Source organism: Paenibacillus sp. JNU01, from assembly GCF_059130585.1.
This window is the reverse complement of sequence record NZ_CP169723.1, coordinates 2,813,910-2,837,872: the sequence shown is the minus strand read 5'-3', so window position 1 is coordinate 2,837,872 and position 23,963 is coordinate 2,813,910. Positions and strand designations below refer to the sequence as shown.

Here is a 23,963-nt window from a genome sequence, read left to right as displayed (position 1 = left end):
ATGCTTAACATTCGCACGTTTACACTCGGCCCGCTTCAGACCAATGCGTATCTCTTACAAGGAGATGATCCGGGCAAAGCTGTCATTATCGATCCGGGCATGAATCCAGGGCCGCTACTTAAGGCGATTCAAGATTTGGAGATCGAAGCTATTCTCTTGACACATGCTCACTTTGATCATATGGGCGGGGTAGATGAGATCCGTAAATTGAAGGGCTGTCCCGTTTATCTTCATGACTTGGAGAGTGACTGGCTCACGACCCCAAAATTAAATGGATCTTTGAATTGGCCGCAGGCGACACCACCACTTTCGACAGATCCTGCTGAATATGCCATGGATGAAGGGCAGAAGCTGAATCTGATTGGACATACGTTTAAAGTGTTCCATACACCTGGACATTCACCAGGCAGTGTAAGTTTGCTTTGTGATAACGATCTCTTTGCCGGTGATGTACTGTTCCGCATGGGTGTAGGCAGAACGGACCTCACAGGAGGACGTGAACGGGATCTGATTGATTCGATTCAGAACAAGCTGTATACCTTTGCTGATGAGGTTAAAGTGTATCCAGGACATGGTCCCAAAACGACTATTGGTTATGAGAAACAGAACAATCCTTACGTGTCCGCAAGATAATCCGACATGATATGTGAAGAAAGTCTGGACAAGTGACAACTTTTTCATTAGAATAGCAATTAGTTGTTACAAGCGTTAAGGTCATCTAACTGAAGCATTACCAAGAAACACCCAACCTCGCGAAGCACGCAGACTGTGGTCTATACCCGGTTTGCGTTCTTTTTTTGTTTTCAGACCTTTTTATCACAGAATTAGCCTTTTTTACGCTACACAGAGATGTAAGATGCGCTTCATCAAGCCAGTTTGAGACCAATAGCAAGTAGAGATTGATTTAGAAATATAAATTAAAAAAACAGTATATAAGTTGAACTAATCATTTACAAGATAACGGAGAGGACAGAAAAAAACTGAAAAAGCGAAGCGTTCGCCTAAAAGCTTTCTGGAAGAAAGCTGCATCGTAAGCATACGCTTTCCCCGGATTTTCCCTTTAAGAAAAGGGAATCAAAAAATCTGGGGATAACAGCGATTGGAAGGTTATTCTGTCATCGTAGTGTCAGTGTAAATAATCTTTAGTTCGACTTATATAGATCATGAGAGAGTGGGGAATATCAAAGTGGAGAAAATAAGAGTTATCCCGTTGGGACAGCGTGTCGAGCATTCGATTATGGATGAAAACCGTCGCATATTGGAAAGTGTGAAAAGAGAAACTAGTACCAAGCGAACTTTAATACATAACCCTAGCGTGACCGGTGAAGTGATGAAGTCTGAGCAGAATATATGGACAAGCCGTGTGTTAAGAAATGGAGCCCACAAGCAACCGTGGTTCGACAAGCTGCAAGATTACCGGAATCAAGTCTGATTGCCCGGGAAATTGTCGGGTTAGATTTTTTTTTAAAATTTCATTGAACGTTTCCGCAGAGCCTGTCGTATTAACTCCAGATTGAACGGGAAGCAGGTGATGACCATGATCAAGGCAGCTGAACTTGAAGAAGTACGCAGAGCGGTATCGGGAGATGATAGTGCACTCGCAGCTTTGTTACAACGTAACTACACGTTTGTGTATAAGTATCTTGTCAAAGTTACAATGGACGCGAATCTTGCGGAAGAGACCGTGCAGGATACGATGGTTCGTTGTATGGAGAATATCCATCGATATGATGGCACGTCTGCCTTTTCATCATGGATGATTACCATTGCGACCCGAATCTATATCGACAAGACAAGACGCAAGAAGAGAGAGCAGAGCTGGCTTAGTCTTATCCGTGATCAGGCTGTACGTCGATTCCGCTGGCAGCTCGAGAGTCGGAATGAAGAATGGACAGATGTCATGGATGCGATGACAAGGCTGACACCTGAACATCGTGTGGCAGTACTGTTGAAGCATTATTATGGATACGGATATGACGAAATTGGCGAAATGTTGGGTATTCCCTCCGGAACGGTGAAGTCACGAACAGCCTACGGTCTCCGTCAGTTAAGAAAGGAGCTGGAATAAGGATGAGCAGATCAGATGATGAACAGGAACAAGAGGTTGTAGAGCGATTGCAGCAACACATGAGAGTACTTGATGATGCGTTTGAGCCGGCAAACATACCTTCATTAGGTTCACTTGAAGCCCAAGTCAGAGAACGAAGACAGATCAGACGACGAGCCCATTGGATCGAGATGATCTGTTTCTGGTTGGTGGGATTGCTAGCCATTACGTTCGGGGCATTATTCCTCGTATCTGCTCCAGCTCTATATTTGGGTATCCAAGCTTTTGGTACAGTTGTTGCCGTGATTTTAGTTGTGATCTGGGCAGGACGGCGCCGGAAGGAGGTTCGTCATGAATAAAATGCATTATTCATTGGATGAAATTTCTCCATTGTGGCTTATACTGCTTGGCATTTTTCTCTTGGTTCAAGGCACATGGATCTTTCAGGACGCACGTAGACGTGGACGTTTCCCTTGGTTATGGGGATTATGGGGGATCACCGGATTTCCCACGCCGCTCATCATATATTGGTTTGTCGTGATTCGATCACAACGCAAGCCAGGTGGATCCACAAAGAAAACATGATTGTTTTAATAGAGGTTATTTAGAAAAAATCGCTACTCCATTTCTAGCTTTATCCATCTTTTCGGTACTGTGTACTGTTCTTTTTGAACACGTATTAATAGAGAGGAAAAAGATTTTGCACAAATATGTTGTTTAATTCTAGTATTCCTAGACATCGTTATTCTTTTCTAGTAGACTATACAAATAAATATTAAGATAGACTACCAGGAGGTTAGACGATGCTGCGATTAGGAGAGAAGGTTGTCATCGTCGCGGATGCGTTTGAGCAGAATCTTCCTGTGGGGGAATATGGTTTCATCATCGCTTATGACCGGAATCCGGACAATGCGTTCGATTACGTGCTTCGAGTGCCGCAGGTGAATCGGAACTTTTTTGTTCCATCCGGCGACGTCGATCTGGAAGAGGTTCTGCTGAAGCAGGAAGCTGAGCGGGTCGAGCGAGAAGCGTTGATAGATTACGCCCTTGCGACACACAATGAGAAGCTGTTTCATCATTTGATGAACGGAGATTTTCAAGCTGTGGAAGAGGAAGAGGAAACCGCGAACGATGTTATGTCTCAGGCGGATTTTATAAAGCAGGTTAATCTGCGTGCATGGATTTAGAATTTTGAGGAGTCGGCTGATGCCGGCTCTTTTTTATTTCTACAATAATAGGTAAATCACTAAGGTTCTTTACTTACATAATACGATAACAGAGAAAAATCAATATTATTAAGGCCGTTTACATGATGTTCAGAATCGGTTCAGAGACAATTGCTAGAATATCTTGTATTGCAGAGGGGGAATCCCTATCAATCATACTTAGGAGAGGAAGGTAGATATTAAAATGAAAAGGATTCATCAAAATGGGAAAAAATTTATTGTGATGTTGTTAGCCTGTTTAGTCATGTTGGGAGGGGTTCCAATCTTTCCGACATGGGTTGCAGATCAGGCCTATGCTTCTGTTGATGAAGAATGGGCAGCGCTTGGAAATGCTGGTTTTTCTGAAGGAGAAGCCTCTGCTCCCAAGTTGGCGGTTGATCAATCAGGTAATACATATATTGCTTATACGGATATAGGTGCAGATTACAAAGCGACGGTGATGAAGTATAGTGTCTCCGATGGCTGGCAGCTTGTTGGTGAGAGAGGTTTATCGATCGGATCAGCAAGTGGAATTACACTCGTGCTGGACCAACAGGGTACTCCATATATCGGTTATCAGGACAACGGTGCTGATGGTAAAGCGACAGTCATGAAATATGGTGCAACAAATGGTTGGGAATTGGTTGGACAAGCAGGATTCACCTCAGACAGGGCAAACTACCCTTCACTAGCGTTAGACCAGGCAGGCAATCCGTATGTTGCTTTTAAGGACGGAGCCAGTGGTAAGGCAACAGTAATGGCATACAACGAATCAACAGGATGGGGTTTGGTAGGAATTAACGATGATTCCCCGGAAGTTGAAAACGCGGTATCGTTAGTTCTTGATCAAGCAGGTATACCATATGTAGCTTTTCAGGACAGTTCATCCAATACGACAGTGATGAGATATAGCTCTGATACGTGGGAAGTGCTAGGACAAGCAGGGATATCGCCCGGATCTACATCCTCTCCCGTGCTCGCACTAAGCCCCTCAGGCAGGCCGTTTATCGCATTTAGTGACGAAACATCTAAATTGACTGTAATGACATTCAAGAGTGAGACAGAAAGCTGGGAAACCGTTGGTGACCGGGGGTTCTCTCCAGATTTGATTTCTTCACCGTCAATTGTTGTGGATCAAATGGGTGTAATTTATGTTGCCTTTAAGGATAATGCAAACGGTTATAAAGCAACCGTTATGAGTTATAGTTTGCAAGAAGGTTGGCAGTATGTGGGACAAGCGGGTTTCTCAGCGGGAGTAGTATCTACGCCTGCCCTGGCACTAGATCCTCAATATGGAAAACCCTATGTGGTTTATCAGGATGCATCTAACCAATCCAAAGCGACCGTAATGAAATTTGGATCGAAACCTGCGTACACAGTCACGTACGATGGGAATGGAGCTCAGGCAGGTAGTGCACCAATTGATAATCAGCAATACAATAAACAAGCAGACGTAACCGTTCAAGATAACTTAGGGGCTTTGGGAAAAGCGGGTTATCTATTTGCTGGTTGGAACACAGCAAGTGATGGAAGCGGAACGAGCTATGGTGCTGGCGATACGTTAATAATGGGTTCTTCTAACGTAACACTATATGCGGTTTGGACACCTTCTTCTTCTGGAGGTACAGACCCGGAACTAGATGAAGACAAATGGAATATTCTTGGTCAAGCAGGCTTCTCGGAGGAAATGGCTTTTGATCAGGATATTACAGTAGATGTGAATGGGACGCCATATGTTGTATTTACGGATAGTGCTAATAGCTTTAGAGCGACTGTAATGAAATATAGCAAAGATAGTGGATGGGTGCCTGTAGGACAACCTGGCTTTACCCAGAGTCCTGCATCCAAAAATAAAATAGCAATTGACCAGAATGGAACAATATATGTTGCCTTTAGTGATGGAAATCATATTGGCAGTGCCACCGTTATGAAGTACACGGAGCAGGAGGGCTGGAATATTGTAGGCTCGCCAGGTTTCACTCAAAATAGTTTAAGGAGTCTTGATTTGAAACTCGATCTTAACGGTGAGCCTTATGTTGCACCTAATACGGGTTATGAACTTAAGGTGATGAAGTATAATGGCGAGTCAGATCAATGGGACTACATCGGTAACACGGGTTACAATCTGGCAGGCGCGGCGGGCGGCGTACTGGCAATGAGTCCAAACGGTATTCTGTATGCTGCATACAGTGACACTAATGCAGGCTTCAAATTATCTGTTACTCGATATAACGAAGCGGATGATTCTTGGTCATTGGTTGGCGATCGTGCGTTTACTGAACAAAATGTGGCTGAAATTGCACTCGCTGTGGATCAGAACGAAACGGTGTATGCTACATATACAGGTGGCTACGATGGACTTAAGCCAACCGTAGTAAAATACACGGGCTCGGGAGCATGGACAGCGGTTGGAGAGCCCCATTTCTCTGAAAACCAAGCCACTTTTCTTTCCATGGTGGTTGACCAAGAAGGAAGTCCGTATGTGGCGTATATGGACTTTGCCACTGGTAATAAAGCAACCGTTATGAAATATGACGAGGTGAATGGCTGGGAACCATTAGGGGGAGCTGGAGTATCAGAAGGAATTGCAATGGATACCAGACTGGCGATTAACAAAGATGGGGCCCTTTACCTTTCTTTTAGAGATGGAATTAGTGCACCCAAATCTACAGTGATGTCCTATGTTCCATCTAAGAGTTATCAAATTCGATATGACAGTAACGGGGCTTCATCAGGAAATGTACCTTTAGATGACCAGATGTATAAGTCACAATCGCAGGTTACCATTCTCGGTAACACAGGTAATCTAGTGAAGACAGGATATGCATTTGCAGGATGGAATACGGCTGCGGATGGTAGTGGACATAGCTATGGTGCAGGGGATGTTCTGCTCGTAGGAAAATCTAATGTAACCTTGTATGCGAAGTGGACTGCTTCAAATCATGGTGGATCTGATGGGTCAGGAGGTTCCGGAGGTTCTGATGGATCTGGGGGTTCAGGTGGATCTGGCGGTTCTGGAAGTTCGGGAGGTGGAGCGACAGGTGCATCACCATCAGGCGGAGGAACAACCAACTCGGGTGTCACGATCTTGGTGAATGGAAAGCCAGAAACAGTTGGAACCTTGAGTAAAACTCAATTGAATGGGCAGAATGTGTTGACTTTGACCGTCGACGAGCAGGCTGTCATGCAAAAATTGCAGGTTGAAGGCAAGAGTGCCGTAGTGACCCTTCCTGTGCAAAGCGGCGATAAGGCCCGGGTTAATGGTGAATTGACCGGAAGATTAGTGAAGTTCATGGCAGATCAAGAAGCTGTACTTGTGCTGCAGACAGATGCGGCTACGTATTCCTTGCCTTCCCGCTTGGTGGATGTTAGTATGCTAGCCCAACAACTTGGCGCGAATAGCCACCTTGAAGATATGATTCTTCATTTGCAAATTTCTCCTGCTTCTGCAGATCGCGTATCCGAAGTGGAGGAAGCAGGCCGTGTAAACGGCTTTAGCTTGATTGGTTCGCTGTTAGAATTCAATATCACAGCCACATATGAGGGTAAATCTGTGAGTGTAGACCGATTTAACGAGTATGTGGAACGAGCAATAATACTGCCTAATGAGAGTGATTCCATGAAGGTGACGACAGGAGTAGTTGTTGAGAAGGATGGCAGCATGCGTCATGTACCGACCAAGATTTCGAATATTAACGGTGTGAACTATGCGAAGATCAATAGTTTGACCAATAGTGTATATGGCCTGGTCTGGAATCCACGAACTTTCACGGATGTTTCGGGGCACTGGGCAGAAGCAGAAGTAAACGATATGGGCTCACGTATGGTTGTTCGTGGAGTAACAGATACAATATTTAACCCAGATGAGCGTATTACACGTGCTGAATTCACGGCTGTTCTGGTAAGAGCGTTGGGGCTGCAAAGCAATACAGCTAATAACGAGTTTAGCGATGTGAGTCCAAGTGATTGGTATGCAGGTGTAGTTAGCGCTGCGACTGATTATGGTCTCATCGATGGTTATACAGACGGTGCGTTCCATCCTGCACAGGATATCACTCGTGAGGAAGCGATGATGATAATTCATCGGACGATGAAAATCACTGGCTTGGATCGTAAGCTGGATATAAATGCGAGCCAAGATCTTTCACGGTTTACCGATATGAATCAAGTATCCGATTGGGCCAAAGAAGCGGTGAACATCAGTCTGCAAGCTGGAGTTGTATCTGGTCGAAGTAACGAGAACATATCTCCGAAATTTATGATTACTCGGGCAGAGACGGCTGTGCTTGTTCGACGGCTATTGCAGTTATCAGGTCTAATTTAATAAAGTAATTCCAAAAGTCCACCCTTTTTTTGAACACGCACTAGTATTAATTCTAATCAGGTTGGTAACCAAGGGCAGTGCGTTTAGCGCTGCCTTTTTGGCAGTCATGAACAAGAACGAATATTGGATAGTATGGAGGACAGGTCATTTGCATTGAATTGTCGAACTATCTCACCTATAATGAAAAAAGTTATCTTGAGACTTTAGCCCGTTAAACGAGCGATTCGTTTCAGGTCGTTTCGGGAATCAGAACGAATGAAGGAGGCATCCGCTAATGAGTATTTCGAATAATGACGTTCAGCATGTGGCCAAGCTGGCCCGACTCAACTTGACTGCTGAAGAAGAACAGACCCTGACAGGTCAGCTGAACGCGATTTTAAAATATGCAGAAAAGCTGAATGAGCTGGATACGGAAGACATCGAACCCACCACTCACGTTCTGCACGTAAGCAATGTCATGCGTGAAGATGAGACCAAAGAAAGCCTGTCGATTGAACAGGTGATGCGCAATGCACCGGAAGAAGAAGACGGGCAGTTTAAAGTGCCTGCTGTAATGGAATAACGGACAACCGGAAGGAGGACAAACACTGTGAGTTTATTTGAACAATCGTTGCCTGAGTTACATAACAAGCTGCATGCCAAAGAGCTGTCGGTCAGCGATCTGGTGGATCAGGCATATCAGAATATTGGTGCGCATGACGATAAGGTTAAGGCGTATTTGGCACTGGATGAAGAACAAGCACGCGCTCGTGCACGTCAACTGGATGACCGTCTGGTTAGCGGTGAGGAGAAGGGGTTGCTTTTCGGCCTGCCTGTAGGAATTAAGGATAACATCGTGACGAACGGACTGCGTACGACGTGCGGCAGCCAATTTCTACGTAATTTCGACCCGGTGTATGATGCAACAGTTGTCGAAAAATTGAAAGCTGCGGACACCGTGACTATTGGTAAACTCAACATGGACGAATTCGCCATGGGTGGCTCCAATGAGAACTCAAGTTTCTCCCCTGTACGTAATCCATGGGCACTTGATCGTGTTCCAGGAGGCTCCAGCGGTGGTTCTGCAGCAGCTGTGGCTGCGGGAGAAGCATACTTCACGCTCGGATCAGACACAGGCGGCTCCATCAGACAGCCTGCTTCGTATTGTGGTGTTGTTGGATTGAAGCCGACATACGGACTTGTTTCCCGCTTTGGTTTAGTTGCATTTGCCTCATCCTTGGATCAGATTGGACCTTTGACGAAAAATGTTGAAGATTCTGCTTATGTATTGCAAGCCATTGCCGGTTATGACGCGAAAGATTCGACATCTGCAAAAGTAGAGATTCCGGATTATTTGAGCGGACTGACAGGTGATGTTAAAGGACTTCGTATTGCTGTTCCGAAGGAATACATCGGTGAAGGCGTCGATCCACAAGTGAAAGAGACCGTTCTGTCTGCATTGAAAGTTCTCGAAGGACTTGGGGCAACATGGGAAGAAGTATCCCTTCCGCATACCGAATATGCGGTCGCTACGTATTACCTGCTCGCATCTTCAGAGGCTTCTTCGAACCTGGCTCGATTTGATGGCGTGCGTTATGGAGTGCGTGCAGACAATCCGGATAACCTGCTGGATCTGTATCATCAGTCCCGCAGTCAAGGCTTTGGTCCCGAAGTGAAACGACGTATTATGCTTGGAACGTATGCACTCAGCTCGGGTTACTATGATGCCTATTATCTGAAAGCACAGAAAGTACGTACATTGATCAAGCAGGATTTCGACAATGTATTTGCCAAATATGATGTGATTATCGGACCAACGGCGCCAACTACGGCGTTCAAACTCGGTTCACAGGTGGATGATCCGCTTACGATGTATCTGAACGATATTTTGACGATTCCGGTCAATCTGGCTGGTGTACCTGCCGTGAGTATTCCATGTGGATTCTCGGATGGATTGCCTGTCGGCCTGCAAATTATCGGTAAAGCCTTTGATGAAACAACCGTATTGCGTGTAGCGCATGCGTTTGAACAAAATACAGAATTCCACAAGCAGCGTCCGCAGCTGTAGACTGCCCGGAACGGAGGAATATAGAAATGTCCGCATCTAAATATGAAACGGTCGTTGGACTTGAAGTCCACGTGGAGTTGCATACAAACTCCAAAATTTTCTGTGGCTGCTCCACAGCATTTGGAGCTCCGCCGAACACCCATACCTGCCCGGTCTGTCTCGGACATCCGGGCGTACTGCCTGTACTGAATCGTCAGGCGGTAGACTACGCCATGAAGGCAGCGATGGCCCTTAATTGTACGATTGCTGATGTCAGCAAGTTTGACCGTAAAAATTACTTTTACCCTGACTCACCAAAAGCCTATCAAATCTCTCAATTTGATCAGCCGATCGGTGAGAACGGCTGGATTGATATCGAAGTGAACGGCGAGACGAAACGAATCGGTATCACGCGTCTTCACTTGGAGGAAGATGCAGGGAAGCTTACACATGTCGATGGCGGATACGCGTCTTTGGTGGACTTCAACCGTGTTGGTACTCCACTGGTAGAGATTGTATCCGAACCTGAGATTGCTTCTCCGGAAGAAGCACGTGCATATCTTGAAAAATTGCGCGCAATCATGCAGTACTGTGATGTATCGGACGTGAAGATGGAAGAAGGTTCACTGCGTTGTGACGCCAACATCAGTTTGCGCCCACATGGACAGGAGAAGCTGGGAACAAGAGCCGAGCTGAAAAACATGAACTCCTTCCGTGGTGTTCAACGTGGTCTCGAATATGAACAATATCGTCAGGCTGAAATTCTGGACGATGGCGGTGAAGTGGTTCAGGAGACGCGTCGTTGGGACGAAGCTCAAGGAAAAACACTGTCGATGCGTGGTAAGGAACAGGCGCATGACTACCGTTATTTCCCGGACCCGGATCTCGTGAAGCTACATATTGATGCAGCCTGGAAAGAGCGCATCAAGGCTACCATACCTGAGCTTCCAGACGAACGTAAAGCTCGTTACACGGCTGATTACGGATTGCCTAGCTATGATGCAGAGGTGATTACTTCTTCCAAGGCTATCGCTGATCTTTTCGAAGATAGTTTGAAATTCACTCAGGATGCCAAATCCGTATCCAACTGGATTATGGGTGACTTGCTGGGTTACCTGAATACGAGCAATCTTGAGGTGACTCAGGTTCCACTGACAGGTCAAGGTTTGGGCGAGATGATCGGACTGCTGGAGAAGGGCACCATTAACAGCAAAATCGCCAAAACCGTATTCAAGGAAATGCTGGAGAGCGGTAAGCTTCCACAGCAGATCGTTGAAGAGAAAGGTCTTGTGCAGATTAGTGATGAAGGAGCCATTCTTGCCATCGTTGAGCAGGTTGTAGCGAATAACCCTCAATCCGTAGAAGACTATAAAGCCGGTAAACAAAAAGCCATTGGCTTCCTTGTTGGTCAGGTTATGAAAGAAAGTAAAGGCAAGGCGAATCCTGCTTTAGCCAACCAACTGCTTGCAGATGTACTGAACCGCTAATCCTTCCGGTGAGGCCGGACAGAAAGAGGCTCGTCCCTGTGACAGCCTCTTTTTGGTATTAATAGATACAAATGTATTTCGGACGGGGGATCGGATATGAACATTCAACCATTGTCATTGAGTGATGTGGAGATGTTGGGGCAGTTATGGAGACTACAACATGTGGCCTATCGATTGGAAGCCGAAATCATCGGATTTCAAGAGATTCCTCCTTTGATGGATACGATGGAGACACTTCGGGATTGTGGAGAGAGCTTTTACGGCTGTATCCATGATGACGGAGAGCTTATCGGGGCTGTCGCTGTAGCGGAAGAAGAGGAGAATACACTGACCATTACACGTATGATGGTGCACCCGGATCACTTTCGCAAGGGAATCGCAGCATCTTTGATGACGTACGTGTTGGAACAGCATGCGGATCTACCGCGTTATATCGTCTCCACAGGAACGCTGAATCAACCCGCTGTCAATCTGTACACCAGATTTGGTTTTCATCCCGTGGAAGTCACACAGATTGCACCTGGAGTGGAATTAACGACTTTTCACAAGAATAAACTTTAATAATATGAACAACTTGAGGAGGAATACCGACTTTGGGCGATCCCTGGTTCATTGATGAGTGGCACATTTTATTACGATTATTGCTGGCTATGCTGCTTGGAGGGCTCGTAGGCCTGGAGCGGGAACGGTCCAATCATGCGGCCGGTTTGCGTACCCATATTCTGGTATGTCTTGGTTCTGCATTAATTATGATGTTGTCTGTTTATGGTTTTAAAGATTTTGCTAATGAATTAAATGTAAGGATCGATCCAGCACGTCTGGCCACTGCTGTAATTACGGGTGTTGGATTCCTGGGAGCAGGAACAATTCTCTTCACTGGTAAATCCATTACCGGACTGACGACAGCTGCTTCAATCTGGGTTGTTGCAGCCATTGGGCTTGCAGCAGGTGCGGGATTCTTTTTTGCCTCCATCGTATCAACGGTCCTGGTATTGCTTAATCTATGGGTCTTCAATAAGTTAGAGTTGAGGTATTTACGAGGGAACAAACTGCATGTGGTTACACTTCATACTTTGTCAGAACCCGGTTTTCTAGAGCAACTGTCCTCATGCATGGAACAGGAGAAGATCAAAATTCGTAAAATCACCGTGAATGAACAAGACCTGGCATATGCCGAGATGGTGTCAGTTGAACGTAAAATTGAGATTGTGTTACATGTTCAGGTACCACATGATTTCAAAACGGTAGGCTTGGTATCCAAGTTAAGACAGTGGGAACACGTTACCAAGGTATCGGTCGAATAAATGAATTACAACCCTCCCCAGGCCAGTAGTGCCGGAGGGTTTTTGGTCATATCCATATTTCTTCCAGTTACTCTCCTTGCTCTTTAGGGTACTATCTAACCAAATGCATGAAGAGCGGAAGGTCAGTTCAGAAGAGAGGAGTATGTTATGAAACGGAGACGTCAATCAAACAGAAAGAACAGCACGGGTCAGAGCAAACCGATCAGGAATCGGACTCACAAGTTTATTGCGGGATTACTGAGTGCCATTATACCTGGCTTGGGTCATATTTATCTGAGATTGTACATGAGAGGTTTGACCTTTATGCTGCTTGTTTTGCTTGACTTGTCAGCAGTGCTTTACTTCTCATCCATTGGTATACAGATCAATGTGCCACTGCTTATCCTGCTGGCTTTGTGTATCCCGGTTATTTACTTTTACAATGTATATGATGTACTGCAATCTGCGGATTGGGTCATGATGCGCAGACGTAGAGCCGTAACCCAGGCAACCGCGGACAAGCCATTATCCAACGAACGTTCTATACGAGATGCAATGATGGTCTGGGAGAGAGGAATATCGTTTGGATTACTTTTAATTGTGGGAGGATCATTGATGGTGCTGTTTTTCCGCAAACCGCGCTGGTTCCAAGAGATCCTTGCCATGTACGGCGGATATTCGTTTGCGGTTCTCATGATCGCAGGAGGTTTGCTTCTGTTTGGGCGTGAGTTCTGGGTCATGTTGAACAAGAAAAAATTGTAGTCGAAGCGATACAAGGAGGGAACGTGATGAACCGTAAAGTCCGGGTTGGCCGCTATACGGCTGCCGCCTTAATCGTAGCGGTCGGTGTGCTGTTGATTATGGATAAACGGTGGGGAACTGACTATGTATATGAGATGGTGGACTGGTGGCCATTTTTGCTCGTTGTTCTAGGTGTTGAATATATTGTGCTGTTCCTCTGGACGCGCAGAAGGAAAAAAGTGCAATCGGATAAGCCGAGCAATCCTGATGAACAAGTCAAAGTACGTTTCAGACCCGATGCCAAAGGCATTCTGGCCTCACTGATTTTGGCGGCTTCCGTATTTATCGTCACCGAGCAGGATCACTACATGCACTTATGGAATAGAGTAAGTCTAAATCTCGGAGCGGCATCCATGGACTACAGTCAAGCGGCAGGATATATGGAGGATAAGGGCACGATTCGTGTACCTGTTCGCATGGATACGTCGGATCTTGTAGTCGAAGGTGTCAACGGAGATATCTCGGTGCAACGGGGTGATACGGAGGAGATTGAGGTACGAACGGTTGTCTGGGTAGATCAGACGACGGAAGTACAGGCAAAGGCGGTTGCAGCAGCCTCTTTTGTAGAGACCGATGGTACAAAAGTCATTCATATCAAGGCTACAGGCAAGACGTATGGAGATAATGAAAAAACGCAGCCACGTATGAATCTTACTATCACAATCCCAGATGATCGTCGTTTTAATCTGGATATTCGAACTTCTAATGGAGCCATATTATTAAACCGTCCGGAAGCGATTAGTACCATACTGGCCGAAACGGGTAACGGACGTATCCGGATTACCAATGCTGTTGGAGATATCTCAGGGAAAACCTTGAACGGAGATGTCATTGTAGCCAACGCCATTGGTAATGTAGATCTGGACAGTAACCGTGGAGACATGAAGGCTCGAGGGGTATCCGGTGATGTCGATCTAACCACACAAGTGGGAAGTATCAGTATTGCAGACTCCGTAGGCGAATTCACCGCAGAGACACGTAACGGTAATATTACGCTGGATGGAGCCAATCTGGGTATCAAAGCTCAATCGCTTAATGGCAGTATTAACATTGTATCTTCCAAAGTCGGGGGAGACTGGGATGTGTACAGTGCTGTGGGAGCCATTAACGTATTACTTCCTGATCGCGGAGACTACAGTCTTGCGGGTTCCAGCAGTTATGGAGATCTAAGTACCGATCTGCCTTTCAAAGTACAGAACAAAACCATAGAAGGGCAGCTGGGCGAAGGTGAGTATAGGGTGAAAATCGAAGGAAATAGCGATCTTACCATTCAGCGGAACCCGGCTGTATCTACGCCTGAAACAGTCCCACCTGATTCTGAAGATACGGCTGAAAATCTGGAACAGACTACCGAGGACGGACTAAATTCCCAGGATGATTCTACAGAGGTTCCTTGACTGCCGCGTTGACAATAAACTTGTAATCGCCGTACAATAAATATACACTGGCAAGATTACACGGCATGAAAGATGGATTGTCGTTCTTCATGGCCGGGAATCAACTCTGTGCGAGGAGACAGTTAATGACTCTTCACCAGAGAATGAAAGGTAAGGCGGTGGGTTTTATGGCAACACGTGTCCAACATGCGTTGGAGCATCTGAAAACGACCGGTGTCCGTATTACACCCCAGCGTCATGCCATATTGAACTATCTGATGGAATCCATGGGGCATCCGACAGCCGATGAAATTTACCGAGCCCTTGAACCCCAATTTCCCAGTATGAGCGTGGCAACGGTATATAACAATTTGAAGATGTTTCTGGAAGCTGGCATGGTCCGGGAATTGACATACGGAGATAATTCAAGCCGCTTCGATGCCAATGTGACGGATCATTATCATGTTATCTGTGATCAATGCGGCAAGATTGAAGACTTTAGCTATCCTTCACTGAAAAGTGTAGAGCTTCAGGCGGAGTCTAGTACAGGATTTGAAGTACACGGCCACCGATTGGAAGTGTATGGCGTTTGCAAAAGTTGCAGGGATTAAGAGAGTTGAATTACAATATTAACGTGCAGAATTCAGTATGGATTCTTCACGTTTTTTTTTAGCATTTATGCAAAACATTCATTTTTAAAACAACTTATGCGCACATCCTTATGATTCAGCATAATTAACGGAGGTAGACGTTTGGGTAGAAAAAGCAGATATACACGTCAGAAGCGACGTTCATTTTGGCCCGGTTTTCTCGGGGCTTGTCTGATCGCTGGAGGGGCTTACTGGCTTATAACAAATGTATGGTTGAACCAGATCCATGAAGACCCCGATTGGGTAGGGAGAAGCCAGCCTATTTTTGTAGATGGGCAACTGATGGATGGAGACGCCTTGGATACAGGAGATCAACTCAAGTTGCCTGTAAAGGTGCTGCAAGAAGCAGTTGATGCGGGCATACGTTACGAACCAGATTCAGGCGATATCATTATTGCCTCCCCTCAGCGAGTTCTTCATATGAAAGAGGACAGCACACAAGCAGAACTTAATCACAAAGATTATCCTATGACCGTAAAACCTGAGGTGAAGGATGGAGAAGCATACATTCCGCTCAAACCATTGAAGGAAGTGTACGGCATCGCCATACAGGAAGATTCGGTAACAGGTGCTGTACTGCTGATGCGCGGAGGAGACACGATACAATATGCAGAGATTGATACGCTGTCATCCAAAGCAGATAAGACGGTGCCGTTATATAAACGTGGGGGAGAATCCTCACCAATCATTGCCGATATGGAAAAGGATGCAAGGGTACGTGTATGGCAGACAGGTGATGAACAGAGTTTTGTCCAACTCGATAATGGATATGCCGGATATGTAGATAATGATCATATTGCACTCACGGAGAAAAAGAGGGTGGACACGCCCAAGTATACGCTGACTGCAGCAGAGAAGAAGTGGCAGAATAAACCGGTAAATCTGGTTTGGGAAGCCGTGTACAACCGTCAGCCTGATGTGGGCTCTATCGGTAAAATGCCTGGTGTGAATGTGGTCAGCCCCACATGGTTTCACATTACGGATGGACAGGGCACGGTGAAAAGCAAGGGAAACCAAGCTTATGTGAACTGGGCTCACCGTTCGGGTATGGAAGTATGGGGACTTATGGATAACAGCTTTGACCCGGACGTTACCAAAGAAGCTGTCGCTTCTTACGAGACACGTACTCATATTATTGAGCAGATGTTGGAGTATGCACAGACGTATCAATTGGATGGGATCAATATCGACTTTGAGAACGTGTATACCGATGACGGGCCGAATATTACGCAGTTTGTGCGCGAGATCAAGGCGATGGCACGCATACATGGATTGATGTTATCGATCGATGTAACACCAAAATCGAACAGTGAAATGTGGTCCGCCTTTCTGGATCGCCGTGCATTAGGTTCTTTTGCAGACTATGTCATTGTGATGGCTTATGATGAACATTGGGCGGCCAGTCCCAAGGCTGGGTCGGTAGCGTCTCTCCCATGGACTGAGGCTTCCATGAGACGCATACTTGAGGAGGATGAAGTGCCTTCTAGCAAATTGATCATGGCGGTTCCGCTCTATACAAGAATCTGGACGGAAGAGAAGAATGATCAAGGGGAGGTTAAAGTGTCTTCCAAAGCGATAGGCATGAATACCATCGTGGAACTGATCCAAGAAAAGAAACTCAAACCCGAACTGGATCAGGCAAGTGGACAAAACTATGTGGAATATGAGGAAGAAGGAGCTACCAAGAAAATATGGATCGAAGATGCCGTGTCCCTTCAGGCGCGCGTGGATTTGATCGCTTCCTTGAAGCTAGGCGGAGTAGCGGCATGGAATCGGAGTTTTGCTAATGCCTCTGTATGGGAGGTATTGAAGCAGGCCGGTTACCAGAAATAATAGGCTCATGCTCGGTGTTCGACGAATGGCTTCTCTTGTTTTTCTCTGCTAAGCCAGAAGTCGCTCTCGCTTGATACCATCTTACATGTAATCTAGCATTTTATAGCTATAAGGAATCATAACTTAATTTCATATCTTAGCTATTGATAACAGCAACAAGGACTTACTGATAAGAAACGTCCAAAAAGGTCCGGTAGACATACCGGGCCTTTTTTTTGTTCTTCAATGAAATTAGGGCAAAGACATTTAGTGGTTGGAGATCATTTCGTGCTAACCATCGGTGGGGGGAACTGTTGTGGAAGGCGCATTCAGTTGTTGACTGGTCATATTGGCCTTATTAGGATCCAGGGTGAGGATGGTATGACAGAACATACATCGATCCGTTTTGCCCAGCATTTTGGTTAACTTCCCGCATTCCGGACAGTCGACTTGTACTGCGCTGGTGGAGAGCATACCCGCCCAGAAATAAATGGCTAGACTGGCCATCATGGCGATCAATCCGATGACAAGTCCTACAGCTGCGAATACCTTGCCAGCATGTCCCCAGAAAACAATTCCTGCTGTTCCCAGTATCATTAGGCCCATCCCTAGCATGGTCAGTAGTAATCCCCAAGTGCGAAAAGCATTAATTTTTGCTGATTTAAAAATCATGAAAAATGCTCCTATCGTATGAGTAGTATCGGACCTGGAAAAGAAGGAAACTTTAGTCTGGATGTAGAATTACATTATAACTGACTTGGCGCTTATCTGCCATGAAATGTATGGAGGGAATCGTGGAATTAAAGAACCTTGCTTTTTTGTCCGAACAGTCGGAAGAGACAGGGGCAGTTGGGGCTATCGCTTATTCCCACCCGGGAGAGCGATTCCACGGCTCCCTAATTCAAGATTTCGAATTATTGGTACTTGTTGTTCATAATGATGATCAATTAAAATCGGCGGTGGGACATTACAGATATGGTGATCTTCGTTATCAAATGATCTATGCAAGCCGTCATGAATTAAAGAGTAGTATAGTTACCGGGAATCACAATAATCTTACCGAGTGTCTGATTGAAGGTGAGATTATATGGGAAGAGGACAGCGCCTTAAGCGACTTGCGACAAGAACTGTCTGCCTTTGGTACAGAATTACGTGAGCAGAAGCTCCTGCATGAATTCACCAGTTTCTTGAGGATGTATGTGGAGGCGAAACGTCATATCCAGGAAGGTCATGTTGTAGATGCCTACTACAATGTATTAGAAGCTCTGGGCAACTGGGCAAGAATTGTATTGATTGAACAGGGGATATACCCGGATCATGCCGTCTGGACACATGTGCAGAATCTGGATCGTGCTTTGTGGAAACTATACCAAGAGCTTACGGTAAGCTCGGAGACACTGGAGCAGAGAGTAGAGCTTGTACTGCTTGCCTGTGAGTTTTCGGTAATGTCCAAAATGAGTGAATGCTCAGAGCTGCTGCTACGTGTGTTAAGAAGTCGCAAGGAGCCTTGGAGCATCAATGAACTTGTTCATCATCCGCAGTTAAGATTCGTTCGAGAAGATCTACCTCTGGTTATACGCAAGTTGGTCTTTCGTTCTATAGTAAAAGAATCGCCAGGGTGGCCATCTATCGAAGGAGAGGGTCGGGAAATTCGGTATTGGATTGAGACATAACCTTCTTCAAAAGTCTGGCAATAATTGATCGCATAAGGGAGGGGAAACCTTCCTTTTTTGTTTGTTTAATAATTTATAAAAAAATGTTGACTCTGATTCACGATATATGATACATTATATTTCGTTCCTCAAACGAGATTATCGCCAACAAACGATAAATTCTTCAGAGGAAAAGTGAAGAACTAACGCATCAAAAAAAGAAATTAAAAAAGTTCTTGACGAAAACAAACGAAATGTGATACATTATTTAAGTCGCCGCCGAAACTTGGTTGAGACGAAAAAGAAGTGAAACAAATCGTGTTTGATCTTTGAAAACTGAACAACGAGTGAGTAAACATTCTGCTTGCAGAATGAACGCGAAAGTTGGAAACAAGCCTTGGCTTGGATCGACTGGAGCACAAATGAGATTTTTTAATCTCGTCAGATTCAAAATGAGCTTATCGCTCTTTTCAATACTTTATTGGAGAGTTTGATCCTGGCTCAGGACGAACGCTGGCGGCATGCCTAATACATGCAAGTCGAGCGGAGTTGATAAGAAGCTTGCTTCTTTGATGCTTAGCGGCGGACGGGTGAGTAACACGTAGGCAACCTGCCCTCAAGTTTGGGACAACTACCGGAAACGGTAGCTAATACCGAATAGTTGTTTCCTTCGCCTGAAGGAAACTGGAAAGACGGAGCAATCTGTCACTTGGGGATGGGCCTGCGGCGCATTAGCTAGTTGGTGGGGTAACGGCTCACCAAGGCGACGATGCGTAGCCGACCTGAGAGGGTGATCGGCCACACTGGGACTGAGACACGGCCCAGACTCCTACGGGAGGCAGCAGTAGGGAATCTTCCGCAATGGGCGAAAGCCTGACGGAGCAATGCCGCGTGAGTGATGAAGGTTTTCGGATCGTAAAGCTCTGTTGCCAGGGGAGAACGCTTGGGAGAGTAACTGCTCTCAAGGTGACGGTACCTGAGAAGAAAGCCCCGGCTAACTACGTGCCAGCAGCCGCGGTAATACGTAGGGGGCAAGCGTTGTCCGGAATTATTGGGCGTAAAGCGCGCGCAGGCGGTCATTTAAGTCTGGTGTTTAATCCCGGGGCTCAACCCCGGATCGCACTGGAAACTGGGTGACTTGAGTGCAGAAGAGGAGAGTGGAATTCCACGTGTAGCGGTGAAATGCGTAGATATGTGGAGGAACACCAGTGGCGAAGGCGACTCTCTGGGCTGTAACTGACGCTGAGGCGCGAAAGCGTGGGGAGCAAACAGGATTAGATACCCTGGTAGTCCACGCCGTAAACGATGAGTGCTAGGTGTTAGGGGTTTCGATACCCTTGGTGCCGAAGTTAACACATTAAGCACTCCGCCTGGGGAGTACGGTCGCAAGACTGAAACTCAAAGGAATTGACGGGGACCCGCACAAGCAGTGGAGTATGTGGTTTAATTCGAAGCAACGCGAAGAACCTTACCAGGTCTTGACATCCCTCTGACCGGTACAGAGATGTACCTTTCCTTCGGGACAGAGGAGACAGGTGGTGCATGGTTGTCGTCAGCTCGTGTCGTGAGATGTTGGGTTAAGTCCCGCAACGAGCGCAACCCTTGATCTTAGTTGCCAGCATTTCGGATGGGCACTCTAAGGTGACTGCCGGTGACAAACCGGAGGAAGGTGGGGATGACGTCAAATCATCATGCCCCTTATGACCTGGGCTACACACGTACTACAATGGCCGGTACAACGGGCTGTGAAGCCGCGAGGTGGAACGAATCCTAAAAAGCCGGTCTCAGTTCGGATTGCAGGCTGCAACTCGCCTGCATGAAGTCGGAATTGCTAGTAATCGCGGATCAGCATGCCGCGGTGAATACGTTCCCGGGTCTTGTACACACCGCCCGTCACACCACGAGAGTTTATAACACCCGAAGTCGGTGGGGTAACCGCAAGGAGCCAGCCGCCGAAGGTGGGATAGATGATTGGGGTGAAGTCGTAACAAGGTAGCCGTATCGGAAGGTGCGGCTGGATCACCTCCTTTCTATGGAGAATCGTTTCCTGTAACGGAAACATTCAAATATGCAGCTTAGCTGCAAACTACTCACTCGTTGCTCAGTTTTGAGAGCTCAAACTCTCAAACAGCTTGCTTTTGTATGGAGCTTGTTCTTTGAAAACTAGATATCGAAACGAAAGTAAATGCGAATTAGAACATTCCTTTTTAGCTGAACTTGTGTATAACAAGTTTCAATAAAAACGGTAGATTGCTGGAGCGAGTGATCGAAATGGAGCGACTTTTGGATTTGCGCAAGCAAACCAAGCGGAGCGACAGCTCGAACACGAGCGCAATGGTTAAGCTACTAAGAGCACACGGAGGATGCCTAGGCGCTAGGAGCCGATGAAGGACGTGGCGAACAACGAAACTGCCTCGGGGAGCTGTAAGCAAGCTTTGATCCGGGGGTGTCCGAATGGGGAAACCCAGCTGGGGTAATTTCCAGTTACTCATAACTGAATACATAGGTTATGTAGAGGCATACCAGGGGAACTGAAACATCTAAGTACCCTGAGGAAGAGAAAACAATAGTGATTCCGTCAGTAGCGGCGAGCGAACGCGGAGAAGCCCAAACCAAAGAGCTTGCTCTTTGGGGTTGTGGGACGTCTCACATGGAGTTACAAAGGAACCGGTTAAGCGAAGAGGTCTGGAAAGGCCCGCCAAAGAAGGTAAAAGCCCTGTAATTGAAAGTCTGTTCCCTCCGAGACGGATCCCGAGTAGTGCGGGGCACGTGAAACCCCGTATGAATCCGGCAGGACCATCTGCCAAGGCTAAATACTTCCTAGCGACCGATAGTGAAGCAGTACCGTGAGGGAAAGGTGAAAAGCACCCCGGAAGGGGAGTGAAATAGAACCTGAAACCGTGTGCTTACAAAAAGTCAGAGCCCGTTTTAGGGGTGATGGCGTGCCTTTTGTAGAATGAACCGGCGAGTTACGTTCCCGTGCAAGGTTAAGGTGAAGAGCCGGAGCCGCAGCGAAAGCGAGTCTGAATAGGGCGATGTAGTACGTGGACGTAGACCCGAAACCGGGTGATCTACCCCTGTCCAGGGTGAAGGTGCGGTAACACGCACTGGAGGCCCGAACCCACGCACGTTGAAAAGTGCGGGGATGAGGTGGGGGTAGCGGAGAAATTCCAATCGAACTCGGAGATAGCTGGTTCTCCCCGAAATAGCTTTAGGGCTAGCCTCGGAAAACAGAGTCGTGGAGGTAGAGCACTGATTGGGTGCGGGGCCCGCAAGGGTTACCAAGCTCAGTCAAACTCCGAATGCCATAGACTTACTTCCGGGAGTCAGACAGTGAGTGCTAAGATCCATTGTCAAAAGGGAAACAGCCCAGACCATCAGCTAAGGTCCCCAAGTGTGTGTTAAGTGGGAAAGGATGTGGAGTTGCACAGACAACCAGGATGTTGGCTTAGAAGCAGCCACCATTGAAAGAGTGCGTAATAGCTCACTGGTCGAGTGACTCTGCGCCGAAAATGTAACGGGGCTAAACACACCACCGAAGCTATGGCTTGATGCTTTGCATCAGGGGTAGGGGAGCGTTGTATAAGGGTTGAAGGTGTACCGTAAGGAGCGCTGGACATTATACAAGTGAGAATGCCGGTATGAGTAACGAAAAGATCAGTGAGAATCTGATCCGCCGAAAGCCTAAGGGTTCCTGAGGAAGGCTCGTCCGCTCAGGGTAAGTCGGGACCTAAGGCGAGGCCGAAAGGCGTAGTCGAAGGACAACAGGTCGAAATTCCTGTACCACCGTAAGCCGTTATGAGCAATGGGGGGACGCAGTAGGGTAGTGACGCGGACTGATGGATGTCCGTCTAAGCAGTGAGGTTGATGTGTAGGCAAATCCGCACATCATAAGGCTGAGCTGTGATGGGGAGCGAAAATTGTAGTAGCGAAGGTCATGATCTCACACTGCCAAGAAAAGCCTCTAGCCAGGTGAAGGTGCCCGTACCGCAAACCGACACAGGTAGGCGAGAAGAGTATTCTAAGGCGCGCGGAAGAACTCTCGTTAAGGAACTCGGCAAAATGACCCCGTAACTTCGGGAGAAGGGGTGCCCCGGTAGTGTGAATAGCACGAGGGGGCCGCAGTGAAAAGGCCCAAGCGACTGTTTAGCAAAAACACAGGTCTGTGCGAAGCCGTAAGGCGAAGTATACGGGCTGACGCCTGCCCGGTGCTGGAAGGTTAAGGGGAGTGGTTAGGGAGCAATCCCGAAGCTGTGAACCGAAGCCCCAGTAAACGGCGGCCGTAACTATAACGGTCCTAAGGTAGCGAAATTCCTTGTCAGGTAAATTCTGACCCGCACGAATGGCGTAACGACTTGGGCGCTGTCTCAACGAGAGATCCGGTGAAATTTTAATACCTGTGAAGATGCAGGTTACCCGCGACAAGACGGAAAGACCCCATGGAGCTTTACTGCAGCTTGATATTGAATTTGGGTACGATCTGTACAGGATAGGTGGGAGCCTTTGAAGTGTGAGCGCCAGCTTGCGTGGAGGCAACGTTGGGATACCACCCTGATCGTATCTAGGTTCTAACCTGGTACCGTAATCCGGTGCGGGGACAGTGTCAGGTGGGCAGTTTGACTGGGGCGGTCGCCTCCTAAAGAGTAACGGAGGCGCCCAAAGGTTCCCTCAGAATGGTTGGAAATCATTCGAAGAGTGCAAAGGCATAAGGGAGCTTGACTGCGAGACCTACAAGTCGAGCAGGGACGAAAGTCGGGCTTAGTGATCCGGTGGTACCGCATGGAAGGGCCATCGCTCAACGGATAAAAGCTACCCTGGGGATAACAGGCTTATCTCCCCCAAGAGTCCACATCGACGGGGAGGTTTGGCACCTCGATGTCGGCTCATCGCATCCTGGGGCTGAAGTAGGTCCCAAGGGTTGGGCTGTTCGCCCATTAAAGCGGTACGCGAGCTGGGTTCAGAACGTCGTGAGACAGTTCGGTCCCTATCTGTCGTGGGCGTAGGAAATTTGAGAGGAGCTGTCCTTAGTACGAGAGGACCGGGATGGACGTACCGCTGGTGTACCAGTTGTTCCGCCAGGAGCACCGCTGGGTAGCTATGTACGGACGGGATAAACGCTGAAAGCATCTAAGCGTGAAGCCCCCCTCAAGATGAGATTTCCCAGTATGTAAGACCCCTTGAAGACGACGAGGTAGATAGGCTGGGGGTGGAAGTGCAGCAATGCATGGAGCTGACCAGTACTAATCGGTCGAGGGCTTATCCAATAGCAAGTTGTAATTCGCACACTTTCGTTTCGAATC

At 47.0% G+C, this 23,963-nt stretch carries 18 protein-coding genes and 2 rRNA genes; 19 read left to right on the top strand and 1 reads right to left on the bottom strand.

The features are described from left to right. The 16 genes from NLBNIHML_RS12415 (at position 1) to NLBNIHML_RS12340 (ending at position 17,032) form a co-directional block, all read left to right on the top strand. Positions 1-633, top strand: coding sequence for an MBL fold metallo-hydrolase (locus NLBNIHML_RS12415; RefSeq protein ID WP_036607016.1), 633 nt, complete (start codon positions 1-3; stop codon positions 631-633). Positions 634-1,186: 553 nt separating this feature from the next. After that, the gene (locus NLBNIHML_RS12410) at positions 1,187-1,432 is read left to right on the top strand and encodes a hypothetical protein (RefSeq protein ID WP_339237685.1); all 246 of its coding nucleotides are present in this window, start codon (positions 1,187-1,189) and stop codon (positions 1,430-1,432) included. 99 nt (positions 1,433-1,531) lie between these two features. Beyond that, positions 1,532-2,068, top strand: a complete 537-nt coding sequence (gene sigY, locus NLBNIHML_RS12405; RefSeq protein ID WP_494354469.1) for an RNA polymerase sigma factor SigY — start codon at positions 1,532-1,534, stop codon at positions 2,066-2,068. A gap of 2 nt (positions 2,069-2,070) precedes the next feature. After that, positions 2,071-2,406: a YxlC family protein gene (locus tag NLBNIHML_RS12400; RefSeq protein WP_339237679.1), complete on the top strand. Its 336-nt coding sequence runs from the start codon at positions 2,071-2,073 to the stop codon at positions 2,404-2,406. Beyond that, complete coding sequence (locus NLBNIHML_RS12395) at positions 2,399-2,632, top strand: sigmaY antisigma factor component (RefSeq protein ID WP_339237677.1); 234 nt, start codon at positions 2,399-2,401, stop codon at positions 2,630-2,632. The genes NLBNIHML_RS12400 and NLBNIHML_RS12395 overlap by 8 nt, the downstream gene beginning before the upstream one ends. A 218-nt stretch (positions 2,633-2,850) precedes the next feature. Continuing rightward, complete coding sequence (locus NLBNIHML_RS12390) at positions 2,851-3,234, top strand: hypothetical protein (protein ID WP_024631336.1); 384 nt, start codon at positions 2,851-2,853, stop codon at positions 3,232-3,234. A gap of 223 nt (positions 3,235-3,457) precedes the next feature. Then, positions 3,458-7,576 (top strand): S-layer homology domain-containing protein, encoded by a 4,119-nt coding sequence (locus tag NLBNIHML_RS12385; RefSeq protein ID WP_494354468.1) that lies wholly within the window; start codon positions 3,458-3,460, stop codon positions 7,574-7,576. A 274-nt stretch (positions 7,577-7,850) separates the two neighbouring features. After that, positions 7,851-8,138, top strand: coding sequence for an Asp-tRNA(Asn)/Glu-tRNA(Gln) amidotransferase subunit GatC (gene gatC, locus NLBNIHML_RS12380; RefSeq protein WP_036607033.1), 288 nt, complete (start codon positions 7,851-7,853; stop codon positions 8,136-8,138). 27 nt (positions 8,139-8,165) lie between these two features. Then, positions 8,166-9,623 carry an Asp-tRNA(Asn)/Glu-tRNA(Gln) amidotransferase subunit GatA gene (gene gatA, locus NLBNIHML_RS12375; protein ID WP_036667997.1) on the top strand — a complete coding sequence of 486 codons (1,458 nt, stop codon included), beginning with the start codon at positions 8,166-8,168 and terminating at the stop codon, positions 9,621-9,623. A 26-nt stretch (positions 9,624-9,649) separates the two neighbouring features. Next, positions 9,650-11,089, top strand: coding sequence for an Asp-tRNA(Asn)/Glu-tRNA(Gln) amidotransferase subunit GatB (gene gatB / locus NLBNIHML_RS12370; RefSeq protein ID WP_494354467.1), 1,440 nt, complete (start codon positions 9,650-9,652; stop codon positions 11,087-11,089). Between the two features lie 96 nt (positions 11,090-11,185). Then, the gene (locus tag NLBNIHML_RS12365) at positions 11,186-11,650 is read left to right on the top strand and encodes a GNAT family N-acetyltransferase (protein ID WP_342571055.1); all 465 of its coding nucleotides are present in this window, start codon (positions 11,186-11,188) and stop codon (positions 11,648-11,650) included. A gap of 32 nt (positions 11,651-11,682) precedes the next feature. Next, a complete protein-coding gene (locus tag NLBNIHML_RS12360; RefSeq protein WP_339237672.1) occupies positions 11,683-12,393 on the top strand; it encodes an MgtC/SapB family protein in 711 nt (236 codons plus the stop codon). Positions 12,394-12,540: 147 nt separating this feature from the next. Next, the gene (locus tag NLBNIHML_RS12355) at positions 12,541-13,134 is read left to right on the top strand and encodes a hypothetical protein (RefSeq protein ID WP_339237670.1); all 594 of its coding nucleotides are present in this window, start codon (positions 12,541-12,543) and stop codon (positions 13,132-13,134) included. Between the two features lie 26 nt (positions 13,135-13,160). Continuing rightward, positions 13,161-14,570 (top strand): DUF4097 family beta strand repeat-containing protein, encoded by a 1,410-nt coding sequence (locus tag NLBNIHML_RS12350; RefSeq protein ID WP_494354466.1) that lies wholly within the window; start codon positions 13,161-13,163, stop codon positions 14,568-14,570. A 167-nt stretch (positions 14,571-14,737) separates the two neighbouring features. After that, on the top strand, positions 14,738-15,160 hold the full coding sequence (gene perR / locus NLBNIHML_RS12345; RefSeq protein ID WP_026081471.1) for a peroxide-responsive transcriptional repressor PerR: 423 nt from the start codon (positions 14,738-14,740) through the stop codon (positions 15,158-15,160). A gap of 141 nt (positions 15,161-15,301) precedes the next feature. Next, positions 15,302-17,032 (top strand): glycosyl hydrolase family 18 protein, encoded by a 1,731-nt coding sequence (locus NLBNIHML_RS12340; protein ID WP_494354465.1) that lies wholly within the window; start codon positions 15,302-15,304, stop codon positions 17,030-17,032. Positions 17,033-17,302: 270 nt separating this feature from the next. Here the strand turns inward: NLBNIHML_RS12340 and NLBNIHML_RS12335 are convergent, their stop codons facing one another. Beyond that, a complete protein-coding gene (locus NLBNIHML_RS12335) occupies positions 17,303-17,683 on the bottom strand; it encodes a DUF2614 family zinc ribbon-containing protein (protein WP_339257378.1) in 381 nt (126 codons plus the stop codon). 122 nt (positions 17,684-17,805) lie between these two features. On the opposite strand from NLBNIHML_RS12335, the gene NLBNIHML_RS12330 reads away from it, so the two are divergent. The 3 genes from NLBNIHML_RS12330 to NLBNIHML_RS12320 all read left to right on the top strand — a co-directional run bounded on the left by NLBNIHML_RS12330 (position 17,806) and on the right by NLBNIHML_RS12320 (position 23,927). Beyond that, positions 17,806-18,684 (top strand): nucleotidyltransferase-like protein, encoded by an 879-nt coding sequence (locus NLBNIHML_RS12330; RefSeq protein ID WP_339237663.1) that lies wholly within the window; start codon positions 17,806-17,808, stop codon positions 18,682-18,684. Positions 18,685-19,141: 457 nt separating this feature from the next. Then, positions 19,142-20,693, top strand: a 16S ribosomal RNA gene (locus NLBNIHML_RS12325). A gap of 306 nt (positions 20,694-20,999) precedes the next feature. Further along, positions 21,000-23,927: ribosomal RNA gene (locus NLBNIHML_RS12320) — 23S ribosomal RNA — on the top strand. The 16S and 23S rRNA genes sit together here, the layout of an rRNA operon. Positions 23,928-23,963 lie beyond the last annotated feature (36 nt).

What these genes read in the sequence shown, in the direction of transcription:
- NLBNIHML_RS12400 (WP_339237679.1), top strand. Translation starts at nt 2,071, where the DNA reads ATGAGCAGATCAGATGATGAACAGGAACAAGAGGTTGTAGAGCGATTG.
- perR (WP_026081471.1), top strand. Translation starts at nt 14,738, where the DNA reads ATGGCAACACGTGTCCAACATGCGTTGGAGCATCTGAAAACGACCGGT.
- NLBNIHML_RS12395 (WP_339237677.1), top strand. Translation starts at nt 2,399, where the DNA reads ATGAATAAAATGCATTATTCATTGGATGAAATTTCTCCATTGTGGCTT.
- NLBNIHML_RS12390 (WP_024631336.1), top strand. Translation starts at nt 2,851, where the DNA reads ATGCTGCGATTAGGAGAGAAGGTTGTCATCGTCGCGGATGCGTTTGAG.
- gatB (WP_494354467.1), top strand. Translation starts at nt 9,650, where the DNA reads ATGTCCGCATCTAAATATGAAACGGTCGTTGGACTTGAAGTCCACGTG.
- NLBNIHML_RS12385 (WP_494354468.1), top strand. Translation starts at nt 3,458, where the DNA reads ATGAAAAGGATTCATCAAAATGGGAAAAAATTTATTGTGATGTTGTTA.
- NLBNIHML_RS12335 (WP_339257378.1), bottom strand. Translation starts at nt 17,683, where the DNA reads ATGATTTTTAAATCAGCAAAAATTAATGCTTTTCGCACTTGGGGATTA.
- NLBNIHML_RS12355 (WP_339237670.1), top strand. Translation starts at nt 12,541, where the DNA reads ATGAAACGGAGACGTCAATCAAACAGAAAGAACAGCACGGGTCAGAGC.
- NLBNIHML_RS12350 (WP_494354466.1), top strand. Translation starts at nt 13,161, where the DNA reads ATGAACCGTAAAGTCCGGGTTGGCCGCTATACGGCTGCCGCCTTAATC.
- gatC (WP_036607033.1), top strand. Translation starts at nt 7,851, where the DNA reads ATGAGTATTTCGAATAATGACGTTCAGCATGTGGCCAAGCTGGCCCGA.
- NLBNIHML_RS12365 (WP_342571055.1), top strand. Translation starts at nt 11,186, where the DNA reads ATGAACATTCAACCATTGTCATTGAGTGATGTGGAGATGTTGGGGCAG.
- NLBNIHML_RS12415 (WP_036607016.1), top strand. Translation starts at nt 1, where the DNA reads ATGCTTAACATTCGCACGTTTACACTCGGCCCGCTTCAGACCAATGCG.
- sigY (WP_494354469.1), top strand. Translation starts at nt 1,532, where the DNA reads ATGACCATGATCAAGGCAGCTGAACTTGAAGAAGTACGCAGAGCGGTA.